The 11252-nt window shown below is 66.9% G+C and carries 12 protein-coding genes; 3 read left to right on the forward strand and 9 right to left on the reverse strand.

Annotation, left to right across the window (positions count from 1 at the left end; translation table 11 throughout):
* Both E1263_RS40115 and E1263_RS40120 read right to left on the reverse strand, forming a co-directional pair.
* A partial coding sequence (locus tag E1263_RS40115; protein WP_132177315.1) for a hypothetical protein occupies positions 1 to 1626 on the reverse strand: 1626 nt, incomplete at its 3' end.
* A complete protein-coding gene (locus E1263_RS40120) occupies positions 1626 to 1847 on the reverse strand; it encodes a hypothetical protein (protein WP_132177317.1) in 222 nt (73 codons plus the stop codon). The genes E1263_RS40115 and E1263_RS40120, both read right to left, overlap by 1 nt.
* 129 nt (positions 1848 to 1976) lie before the next feature.
* On the opposite strand from E1263_RS40120, the gene E1263_RS40125 reads away from it, so the two are divergent.
* Both E1263_RS40125 and E1263_RS40130 read left to right on the forward strand, forming a co-directional pair.
* On the forward strand, positions 1977 to 2978 hold the full coding sequence (locus E1263_RS40125) for a LacI family DNA-binding transcriptional regulator (RefSeq protein ID WP_132177319.1): 1002 nt from the start codon (positions 1977 to 1979) through the stop codon (positions 2976 to 2978).
* Between the two features lie 37 nt (positions 2979 to 3015).
* Complete coding sequence (locus tag E1263_RS40130; protein ID WP_238162011.1) at positions 3016 to 5568, forward strand: glucosidase family protein; 2553 nt, start codon at positions 3016 to 3018, stop codon at positions 5566 to 5568.
* Between the two features lie 365 nt (positions 5569 to 5933).
* Here E1263_RS40130 and E1263_RS40135 read toward each other — a convergent pair whose 3' ends face one another.
* From E1263_RS40135 to E1263_RS40165, 7 genes are all read right to left on the reverse strand, one after another.
* A complete protein-coding gene (locus E1263_RS40135) occupies positions 5934 to 6692 on the reverse strand; it encodes a hypothetical protein (RefSeq protein ID WP_132177321.1) in 759 nt (252 codons plus the stop codon).
* Complete coding sequence (locus tag E1263_RS40140; protein ID WP_132177323.1) at positions 6689 to 7603, reverse strand: ATP-binding cassette domain-containing protein; 915 nt, start codon at positions 7601 to 7603, stop codon at positions 6689 to 6691. Before E1263_RS40140 ends, E1263_RS40135 begins: the two co-directional genes overlap by 4 nt.
* Positions 7603 to 7962: a GntR family transcriptional regulator gene (locus E1263_RS40145; RefSeq protein ID WP_132177325.1), complete on the reverse strand. Its 360-nt coding sequence runs from the start codon at positions 7960 to 7962 to the stop codon at positions 7603 to 7605. Before E1263_RS40145 ends, E1263_RS40140 begins: the two co-directional genes overlap by 1 nt.
* Positions 7963 to 8029: 67 nt before the next feature.
* Positions 8030 to 8707, reverse strand: coding sequence for a GOLPH3/VPS74 family protein (locus tag E1263_RS40150; RefSeq protein ID WP_165956924.1), 678 nt, complete (start codon positions 8705 to 8707; stop codon positions 8030 to 8032).
* Entirely contained in the window at positions 8700 to 8912 is a 213-nt protein-coding gene (locus tag E1263_RS40155; RefSeq protein ID WP_132177329.1) for a type II toxin-antitoxin system antitoxin, read from the reverse strand. The genes E1263_RS40150 and E1263_RS40155 overlap by 8 nt, the downstream gene beginning before the upstream one ends.
* 9 nt (positions 8913 to 8921) lie before the next feature.
* A complete protein-coding gene (locus E1263_RS40160; protein WP_132177331.1) occupies positions 8922 to 9833 on the reverse strand; it encodes an SPFH domain-containing protein in 912 nt (303 codons plus the stop codon).
* Positions 9834 to 9896: 63 nt separating this feature from the next.
* The gene (locus E1263_RS40165; RefSeq protein ID WP_132177333.1) at positions 9897 to 10235 is read right to left on the reverse strand and encodes a nitroreductase/quinone reductase family protein; all 339 of its coding nucleotides are present in this window, start codon (positions 10233 to 10235) and stop codon (positions 9897 to 9899) included.
* Between the two features lie 59 nt (positions 10236 to 10294).
* Between E1263_RS40165 and E1263_RS40170 the strand changes: the two genes are divergently transcribed.
* Positions 10295 to 10927: a TetR/AcrR family transcriptional regulator gene (locus E1263_RS40170; RefSeq protein WP_132177335.1), complete on the forward strand. Its 633-nt coding sequence runs from the start codon at positions 10295 to 10297 to the stop codon at positions 10925 to 10927.
* Positions 10928 to 11252 lie beyond the last annotated feature (325 nt).

The following is an 11252-nucleotide window of genomic DNA, read 5'->3' on the forward strand; positions in this document are numbered from 1 at the left end:
GACAGGGGCGGTGACGCGCTGGGGGCCGGCGAAGGTGGGATTGAGGCCGGCTTGCATGACCTTGGCCTGGTCCGTGCTCTCCCGTTGGTAGGAGGTCGTTGCCTTGACGACCATGGCCAGGCCTGCGACAACCTGCGGGTCAGGTGTTGGGTTGGTGAGTACCTGGCCAAGGGCGGCTCGAGCCTCGGTGCGCATCTCGTCCCGGGTCTCGGGGCTCACCAGATGGAGCCACGCCTTCAGCGTCGGGGTCGGCTGAGAGAGGTTGAGCGGAGTCTCCTGCCACGGCTGGGCGCTGCCGGCGGCCATGACGACGCTGGTCATGCACTCGGGCATGCTGTGCTCGCCGCTGGCGACCATGTCCGCGACGGCGAACGCCATCAGGTCCTGCGCCTCGTCAACCGCGAGCCGGTCTTCCTGGATCAGCATCGTCGCGGCGGTCATATAGAGGGCTGCGCTGCTCGACCGTCCGCCGACGAAGCGGTCCGGCTGTGCGTTCGTCAGCTCGCGGTACCACTTCGGGTCACTGACATCGACCGTCGCGGGAGCCGGGAGGTCGGCACTGTATGGCGCAGGCTCCGGGTGCGCGGCCTCGGTGAACATGGCGTCTCCCCCGAGCCGGCGGTACGGCGGCACGTTCACGTCCCACCCGGCTTCGCGGAAGTTCAGACGGGTTCGGGTCGGCCCCAGCGTCTGGGCATAGCCGCGCTCAGGCGCCTCCGCATTCGTATAGAGGTCGCGGATCCGTTCGAACAGGACATCGTCGACGGCCAGGCTCGGACCCCGGTTGCGAGCCTCCGGCGTACCGGCTCCTCGCACTTGCATCCCCACGCCTTCATTCACGCGGGTGCGTCCCTGGTGATAGGCGAAGGTCTCGAACGACGCAGTCCAGTCGCCGTCCACAGGATCTCCACCGATCGACAGCTGAGCCTGGTTCTTGTGGAGCTCCACTACTGAGCCCACCGCCAGTCCGCGGTTACCAACCGGTCCCTCGAGCACCGTCCCCCGCAGCGTCACCTCCCCGGCATCGTCATCGACCACGCTCTGCACGCGCAGCCGTAGCTCGTCCGCATCCGCGTGCACCCGGACCACGTGGTCAACCCAGCCGGCAGCGGCACTGGCCGTCGTACCGGCGTTGAAGGTGCCCACGTGCTTGGAGATCGCGCCGTCGGGCAGCATCGCGTACATGGTGTCGCGCTGGTAGGTGATGCCCAGCTGCTGCTGCGGGTCGTCTCGCGGCGGGCGCTCGCGGGCGGCGGCGATGGCGTTCAGCTCATCCCGGTTCGTGCCGGTGACCTGATAGCCGTTGGCTTGCAGGAACCACACCGGCTGGGTTCGCTCGACCTCGGGGACGAAGGCGTCCATCTCCTGCTGGAAGGCCTCCCACCCGGGCCGCCGCGGCGGATTGCCCGCGTCACGGCTCGCCAGCTCAGCACGCCAGCCGCGCTTCTCGACCTGGAGGTAGGTCGCAACGGCTGCGATCTCAGCCGCTTCGTCAGAGCCTGGGTGCCGTCCATAGGCGAGCTCGGCTGCCTGGCTGCGTTCAAGCGCCGCGAGCCGGTCCGCAGGCGTCCGGTGCTGCGCGAGAATCCTCGCGACAGCCGCGTCCCGCTCCCCCGCGCCCTCCACTACGCCTCGTCTACCGCCAGGCGGATCTGGCGTTCGACGTAGTCCCATGCGTAGTTGGCGGCCGCTTGGTCGTCGTAATAGGTGGCCAGGGCCTCTTCGGTGAGTTGGCGGATGAGAGCCTCCCCATCCAGTACGGCGAGGTCGGGGCGGCGCGGGTTGAGCTTGGTGCGGGCATCGGCGCGGATGGCGTCGTACCGGTCTTGTTCGTTGGCGTAGGGCATGGGGTCTCGGCGCTCCTTCCAGGTGGCAGGAGTTTAGGGCCGCCAGGGGATCAGCGGGCGAGGCGTTGACAGCTACTGCCTCGGGCGAGAGACTGCATTTTAACGTTCAAACGTCTGCGGGAGGGTGCTGTGGCCACGCTGAAGCAGGTTGCGGCGCACGCCGAGGTCTCGGTGCAGACGGTGTCGAACGCGTTGAACGCTCCCCATCGGCTGCGGCCGGACACGCTGGCGCGGGTGAACCGGTCGATCGAGTTGCTCAACTACCGGCCCAATCGTAATGCCCGGAGCTTGCGGACGAGCGCGGTGGAACTGATCGGGTACTGCGTTCCGAGCTGGCCGAACCGGACTCATCTGGTGATGGACCAGTTCCTGCACGCGTTGTGCGCGGCGGCGGAGAGCACCGGGCGGCACATCTTGTTGTTCACGGCGCCGCCGGGCGTTGACGGCATGAGCGTGTACGACGACCTGCATGCGCGCCGGCTGGTGGACGGCTTCGTGTTGTCGCAGACGGAGACACGGGATCCGCGGCACGGGTGGTTGAAGGAGCAGGAGATCCCGTTCGTGTCGTTCGGGCGAGTGTGGAAAGAGAGCACCCAGCCGGGGCCGTGGGTTGATGTCGATGGGGCTGCTGGTTCGGGGCTCGCGGTTCGGCACTTGCACGAGACTGGGCGGCGGCGGATCGCGTTCGTCGGCTGGCCGAAGACGTCAGGTCTGGCCGAGGACCGCTTGGACGGTTGGCGAACTGCGTGCGACAGCCTGGGTCTGCCAACAGCAGGTCTCAGCATTCATTGCTCTGAAGACACACTCGACGAAGGCGCCCGTGCCACTGCGGCATTGCTGGACAGCCCGGAACCGCCTGACGGGTTCGTTGCCTTGAGCGACATTCTCGCGCTCGGCGCGCTCCGCGAAGTCACCCGCCGCGGACTCACCCCCGGCGTCGATCTCGGCATCACCGGCTTCGACGACTCCCCCATGGCCGAGGTGGTCTCCCCCGGTCTCACCAGCCTGCGGCAGCCGATGGACGACATCGCGGCCGAGCTGATCACCATCCTCACCGACCCACCAGCAGGCCCGACCGAACGCCTGCTGCTCCCCGAGCTAGTCGTCAGAGGCAGCACAGCCCCTGGCTGATGCGGTGCCGACAGCGCCGCGAGAAGGAGGAACCGCCATGACTCCCCGACTACCTGGCCTGACGATGCTTGTCGTCACGGTATTGCTCGCAGGCACAGCGACCGCCGCCGGCTCACCACCACCTCAACCATCTCCCCACGAACTCTCTGAGACCGCTCGCCTCGCGGATCGACGGTCGTTGGTGGTGGGCGATCGGGCTTACGCGATGGGCGACGAGAGCGGGCTCTACCCCGCGACCGGGTGGCACATCCGGGGTGAGATGGGTGGCTTCTGGACGCAGCCGATCAAGGTGCTGGACGGCTTGTGGTTCGGGCTCGACGGCAAGTGGTTGGGCAAGGACACCGCGGCGGCCAAATACACGAGCGGCCACGGGTACAGCCGGATCGACTACCCCGGTGCGGTGCAGGTACGGCGTACCGACTTCGTGCCGGATGGGTTGCGCGCGACCCTCGTCGGGCTGACGCTCAGCTCGCCGACCGCGAAGACCGTCAGCCTCGACGTCGACGCGCACTCCGAGCTGATGTCGTCGTACCCGTGGGGTTGGACGACGCCGAGCGCGGCCGACGCGAACCTGCCGGATACCGGGGCCTACGGCAACGGAACGCTCAGGTTCCGCGAACAGAGCAGCAAGCACGACTACGCGGCGTACGTCGGATCGTCCCTGCGTCCGACGAACCACGCACTCGGTCCGAACCACCGCGGTCCGCAAGACCCGGCCGTGATCTGCCCCGCCGACGGTACGACGCCCGCGCGGTGCGACGACTCGTTGGTCGGCAAGGGCACCGGCGGGCGACTCACGTACGACGTCGATCTGAAACCCGGCAAGACGAAGACGATCTGGTTCGCGGTCGCCGGATCAGACGCCGGACCACAAGCGGCGCAAAGAGACTACGACCGCGCTCTCAGCAACCCCGACAAGCTGTTGCAGGCAAAGGAAAACGACCGACAGCAGATCGATCAGATGTCTGCAGTGGACCTGCCTGGTGACCGACTGCTGCAGCAGAGTGTCGAGTGGAGCAAGCAGAATCTGGCCGACTCAGTGCAGGAAGCGCGCGACCTGCAGATCCGCGATGTCAACGAGGGTAAGGATTACCCGGCCCCGGTCGGCACCGTCGGTACGGCGCGTTGGTTCGGTGCCGGATTCCCGGACTATCCGTGGTTGTTCGCAACCGATGGCGAGTACACGTCGTACGCCGCCGTTGCCGCTGGTCAGTTCGACACGGTCAAGGCGCATCTCAAGGCGCTGCGGGATATCAGCGACCTGCTGAACGCACGCAGCGGCAAAGTGGCGCACGAGATCATCCCGACCGGTGACGTCTACTTCGGCTCCAACCAAAGCGCCGGCAACACCGACGAGACGGTCAAGTTCCCGAGCATCGTCGCGCTACTCTGGCGATGGACGGGTGACGACCGCTTCCGCGACGACTTCTACGACTTCAGCGTCCGCAACCTGCAGTACGTCTATCGCGAACTCGACCAGGACAAGGACGGCTGGCCGGAGGGCCTCGCGAACGTCGAGCGCTCCGGCATGGGTGCCGAGAAGCTCGACAGCACCGTCTACCTCGCGCGCGGTCTGCGTGATCTCGCCGACCTGGCTGCATCCCGGCACGACCGCAAGGTCGAGCAGTGGGCCACCGCGCGAGCCAAGGATGTCGAGGCACGCTTCGAGGCGCAGTGGTGGGTGCCGCAGGCGCTCGGGTACGCCGATTCTGTCGACGATCCCGCGAATCCGGCCAACGACAACACGCCGATCTTCCAGCGGCACTGGACTGGCGTGACGCCGATGGAGGCCGAGCTGGTCCGTCCCGGCCGGCCGACTTCGCCACTCGCGTCGCCCGAGCACGCCGCGACGGCACTCACGCAACGCGAAACGGCTTGCTATACAGGTGAATTCGGCCTGTTCCACACCGGCACCGGACCGACCTCCGACCCGGCAGGCAACCCCGGCGCATCCTGTGACTCAGTCGTCTCGCAGGTGAAGAGCGAGCGGAGCATCTTCTCCCTCAACACCTCCATCATGGCGGTTGCGGAAGGCAACTACGGTCGGCTCGGCCCGAATCAGCAGCGGGTCTATACGACCGGCAACGCCAGGATTCAGCTCGACCCGAAGGTCTGGGAAACTCCCGGTGCGATGCCGGAGATCGCTCCCTCACCGGATTCCGCAGCCAACATCGGCCGCCCGTTCTACGACCGGTCGATGACACTGCAGGCGTGGGGAACGTACGGGATCCTCTGGCCGGTCATCCACCAGCAGCTCGGCGTCGATCCGGATCTCGGGCACGGCCGGGTGTCCGTCGTACCGCAGATTCCGGCGGGCCAGCCGAAGGTGGCCGGGAGCAATATCCGGCTCGGTCGCGGAGCGATCGATGTCTCAGCGCGCCTTGCAGGTAAGGAGATTCGGACAGATCTCACCGTTCACGATGTGAAGGCCGCCTTCACCATCGGCGCGGTGATCCCAGCTGGCGCAACGCTCAACGATGTCACGCTCAACGGCCGAGCAACGCCGTACCGGGTGGTCACGACGTCGCGGGGCACCGAGGTGCACGTTGCCGCTCGTGGTTCGGCGACGCTGCGGATCACGCTCGCCTGAAGGTATCTATCGAGACCGGCGGGGCCCGCAAAGAGTGGGGCCCCTCCGAGTATGAGTCGGAGGGGCCCAACAAGCTGAAGGAAGGTGACGTCTCCAGCCTCCCGAGCCAGATCCGTGGGACCAGCAGACCCCGTCACCGGTCTACCTCAGTGGGGATCCCCACCGCTTGGGTCCTCGGTTTCCGTTCGACCCGCCGCCCTTCGCACGAACAGCGTGTCGACATTTCTACAGCCGCCGACCCGGGTCGCACAACCCTTTCCAGACAACAGTTCTTGCGATCTCGCGACTCCCCGCGTGTCGTCCACAGTGAGCACGCAACCATCCACAGAACGCACCCGACTTATACACATGCCCTGTGTATAAGTTCAGCCCTTCGCGGGTTTCAGCGGCATCGGTTGCAGTATGCGATGACCGGCATACAGACCGAGTGCAGTGACCACGACGACAGCCGGTACGGCGATCGCCAGCGACGGGCGGTGATAGCCGAGCTCGGACAACGGCCCGCCCAGCCACTGCGCGACGAGCAGGAACTCGGTGGCCGCGGCCGGGATGAGCGCCAGCGGGACGAGCGCCAGCCCGCGCCAGAAACCGAGCCGGTAGAAGCTGACCCCGAGCAACCATCCTGTTGCCTCGTGCGAGACGACCAGCAGGGCGAACTCGGCGAAGATGAGCCAGATCTGCGACGTACTGGTGAACAGGTGCCGGTTCTCCATCGCCTGCGGCCAGCCCTGTGCGCTGTAGACCCACCGCTCGATCTGATAGCCGATCACCCACAACACGGCGGTTGTCAGCGCGGCCGTGGTCAGGAAGATGCTCGAGGCAACCGAGAACATTCGCCGGGTGACGCCTTGGGCCACCATCGCGTTGATGTACGCCGGAACCAGGCTGATCCCGACCGCCATCGAGAAGTACTTCGGCGACTGGGTGCCGTAGTCCCAGATGCTGTGCCCGGTGCCGTCGGTGAGGAACTGCACGATCAGGCCGCCGGCCATGAACGCGATCAGCATCACGGCCCAGTAGACCAACAGCATCGGCCGCGAGCCGACGTACATGGCGTTCAGTACTTGGCGGAGCCGCCGGCCGTTGGTGACGCCGAGTGGCAGCGCTGCGGTTGCTGTGGTCATGAGCGGGTTCCCTTCGGCGTCGGGGCGGTGAGGTGGACGAAGAGCTCTTGCAAACCGACCGGCCCGACCTCGAGACCGGCTGACGCGGCTTGCGCGAGCAGCGTTGGATCGAAATCACCGAGGACCGTGATCGACTTGGTGCCGCCGAGCTTCTCCTCCGCGAGGACGGTGAACCCGGCGGTGAATTCGTCGACCACCTTGGCCGGTCCGACGACCGCGGCACCCCGCCCGCGGAGCGAATCCACCGGTGACTGCGTGACCAGGCGGCCGTTGTCGAGGATGACCACGTCCTCGAGCAAGGTGCTCACCTCGTTGACCAGGTGCGTCGACAGCACGATCGTCCGCGGCACCTCGGCGTAGTCGGCGAGCAGGGCGTCGTAGAACGCTCTACGGGACGGGACGTCCATACCGAGGTAGGTCTCGTCGAAGATCGTCAGCGGGGCCCGGCTGGCCAGGCCGAGAACGGCGCCGAGGGCGGATTTCTTACCTCGGGAGAGCTTCTGCATCCGCTTGTTGGTCGGGACTTCGAAGCGGTCGAGCAGCTCGCCGGCCAGGTCTGCGTTCCAGTACGGGCGCAGACTCGCGGCCAGGGCGAGCGCGTGCCGCACCTGGAGGCTGTCGGCGACATCTCCCGATTCGCGGATCAGGCAGATCCGGCTGGTGACAACAGCATTCTCGTACGGCGCCATCGGCGTACCGAGGCCGGCGCCCTCGATCAGGACCTGGCCTTCATCGGGTTGCCGGAAACCCGCGAGGACCGCGGCGAGTGTGCTCTTGCCGGAACCGTTGCGGCCGAGCAGCCCGTGGATCTTGCCCGGCGCCAGCCGTAGGTCAAGCCGGTCGAGTGCGGGTGCACCGGCGAACCGGACCGACAGGTTGTCGGTGTGCACCGAGAGGGCGGTGTCTGCCATCACGAGTCTCCGTACTTGCGGATGTGCTGAAGGACGTCGCGCAGCGGGACCCCGATGGCCATGGCCTCACGGATCATCGGGTCGACCACGTCGGCGAAGAAACTGTCCCGCCGACCGGTGCGCAGCAGATCGCGCGCGTTCGGGCTGACGAACATCCCGATCCCGCGCTTCTTGTAGAGCACGCCTTCGTCGACCAGCTGCGCGAAACCCTTCGCCGCGGTGGCCGGGTTGATCCGGTAGAAGGCGGCGTACTGGTTCGTTGACATCACTTGCTCGTCCTCGGCCAGAGCGCCGCTGACAATGTCGTTCTTGATCTGCTCCGCAATCTGCAGGTAGATCGGGCTGCGTTCGTCGAACATCACGGCCTCCCCTCCGGGGTTCTTAGGTTCATTACTTGAGTAATGAACCATAGGACTGCGCCTGGCGTCAACCCGCGGCGGAGGCTGCGCTGGCTTGGATCGACTTCTTCAGGGCCGCGGGCACTGGCCCGACGCGAACCGCCAACTGGGCAAGGCGATCCTTGTGCCGGCGACCGGACTCCTTGGAGATGATCGTGCGGAAGTCCGCCGTCGACGCCAGTACGGCGAGGGATGCGTCGCGCAGGTCGACCCGGGTCACGAGTCGGGACGGGCGCAGTACGTCGGTCGTGCGTTGCAGCAACTGGCGTCGTACGAGCGGGTGCCGGATCGTGATCCGGTCGGCCGGGAAGATGCCGAGGATCCGGTGTGGCTCGACCTTGATCAGTTGGGTGCGGGCGAGTTCGTCGCGGACGTCGCGAACGATCTTGCGCTGACGACGGTCGATCCAGGTCCGCCATTTGCGGGGGCCGATCGCGCTGATCTCGGCGAGGATGCCGGCCAGGATGTCGTCGGTCGGCGGCGGCGCCTTCGCCACGACCTTGGGACGATCGTTGTCGTCAGCAAGGTTTCCGCGGAGCTGGAGGTCGATCAGCGCGGCAGCCCGCAGCGCCTTGCCGAGCTTCGACCGGTTGGTCAGGCGGCCCTTGGCGGGATCGTAAGCCAGTAAGAACAATCGTGCCGTCAGGGCGTGCGGCGGCTCGGCCCGCCCGACCCGCGGCGGGCGCTTCGGTAGCGTCCTACTCATCATTGTCGCTCTCCTTGGACGGACGGCCGGGTCGCGGGATCTTGCCGACCCCGGACGGGAGCCGGCCGGCATCGGCCAGCGCCCGCCGGAGCAGGAACTCGATCTGGGCGTTGGCGCTGCGCAGGTCGTCGGCCGCCCAACGAGCCAGCGCGTCATGCACCGCGGGATCCAGCCGGAGCAGGATCTTCTTACGTTCGGCAGCCATGACGGCCGCTCACTGGTAGAGCGAACCGGTATTGACCACGGGCTGCGCATCGCGGTCACCGCACAGCACCACGAGCAGGTTGCTCACCATGGCCGCCTTGCGCTCTTCATCGAGCTCGACCACGTTGTGCGCGGACAGTTGCTCCAGCGCCAGCTCGACCATGCCGACTGCTCCTTCAACGATCCGCTGCCGCGCGGCGACAATCGCACCAGCCTGCTGGCGGCGAAGCATTGCCTGGGCAATCTCCGGCGCGTAGGCGAGGTGCGTGATCCGCGACTCGATGACATGCACGCCGGCCGCCTGGACCCGCGCCCCGATCTCGGTCGACAGGGTCTCGGTGATCTCGTCGGTACTGTCCCGCAGCGACATTCCACCTTCGTCGGTGTGGACGTCGTACGGGTAGCTGTTGGCGATGTGCCGGACCGCGGTCTCGGTCTGGATCGCGACGAACTCCACGAAGTCGTCGACCTCGAACATCGCCTGCGCGGTGTCTTGCACCTGCCAGACAACGACGGCCGCGATCTCGATCGGGTTGCCGTCGGCATCGTTGACCTTGGCAACGGCCGTCTCGTGGTTGCGGATCCGGGTGGAGACCTCGCGCCGGGTGGCGATCGGATTCACCCACCGCAGTCCGTCGGTGCGGAGCGTCCCGGAGTACCGCCCGAGGATCTGCAACACCCGTGCCTTGCCCGGCTGCACCGGCGTCAGGCCGGCCGCGAGAATCGCGCCGATCACGAACGCGACCACACCCAGCGCGATCGCCACCCCCGCGCCGTTGGCAGCGCCGACGCTGAAGAGCGCCGCCCCACCAACCACCAGCACGAACGACGCGCCCGCCATCGGCCAGCCGTTCACCTCCGCCGCGACCCGCTCGGCCACCTTCGGCTTCGGCATCTCCACAACACCCTCGACGTCAATCATCACCCTGCTCCTCTCGACTAGCTAAAAGGTAGCAAAGTGATATCACATTTACAAGCGCCGCCGTCAGGCCGCCAGTTGGACGGTGACGATGACGCGGCGCTTGCTCGCCCGGCGAGCGATCGCGTGGCCGGTGCGGTCAGCTCCGTCGAGGACGATCGAGATCGGGTTCCCGTCACCGGTGAAGTTGCGCCACCAGGCCTTGGCGTCCGGGAGGAGGACGGCGATGAGGACTTGGTCGCCGGTACGCCGATAGCCGACCGGGGTCGAGAAGGTGCGGCCGGATCGGCGGCCGGTGTAGGTGATGTCGGTGAAGTGCTTGCTGACGAACCGGCCGATTCCCGGGGCGGTCCGCAGACCGGCGAACCATCGATTGAACCCGTTGACCACACGCTTGAGCTGCATGCCCACCACGGTAGACAGATAAATGGAGGGGGTCGTCCACTTGAGCTAAAGTGAGAAAGATGAACACCGAGGTCTCTCAAGTGCCGACCGGGCTGCGCGTCGACGCGCAAGCCAACCGCGACCGGATCTTGGCGGTGGCGCACGAACTGTTCGCCGAGCGAGGTCTCGACGTACCGATGGCGGCTGTCGCGCGGCGGGCCGGGGTTGGGGTCGCGACGTTGTACCGGCGGTTCCCGACGCGGGAGTCGTTGGTGAGCGAGGTGTTCGCGGAGCAGTTCGGGCGCTGTGCCTCGGTGGTTCAGGACGCGGTCGAAGACCCGGATCCGTGGCGGGGGTTCTGCACGGTGATCGGTGAGGTCTGTGCAATGCAGGCTGCTGATCGCGGGTTCAGCGCGGCGTTCCTGGCGATGCTTCCGCCGGAGCTCGATGCGGAGGAGGAACGGGAGCGCGCCTTTGCCGGGTTCGCGAAACTCACCGACCGCGCCAAGGCGGCAGGCCGGCTGCGGGCGGATTTCGTGCCCGAAGACGTGATCCTGGTGCTGATGGCCAACAACGGGATCACCGCCGAGGCGGCCGATGTCGCGGAAGCCGCGTCACGACGGTTGGCGGCGTACCTGATCGACTCGTTCCGGGCGGAGCGCGCCAGCGAACTGCCCCCACCTGCCGGACTCAGCCTGCGCGACCTCGACTGAATCCGCGGAGGGTCCGGCTCACTTTGAGCACCCACCAGTCATTTTTCGGTCGGATCTGTGACTGACCCGTGCTCAAAGTTGTTCCTGGGGTGCCGCGGAGGCCCGGTGACCGGCGGAGGGCGGCCGACATTGGTGCTCTGCGGCAACGAGCGGCACGCGGGGTCCGCCGCTAGTGCGCTTGATCGCTGTTCGCCTTGGGCCGCAACCACATGGGGGCCGCGCCGGAGGCGCCAAAAGGCTGCCGCCGCCGGAGGCGGTGTTTTTAGAGCGGTCGGGCTAGGGCGGTTAGGTGGGATTGCCAGGTTTCGGCGGGGGTGTTGGGGAG

Source organism: Kribbella antibiotica (genome assembly GCF_004349055.1).
GTDB lineage: Bacteria > Actinomycetota > Actinomycetes > Propionibacteriales > Kribbellaceae > Kribbella > Kribbella antibiotica.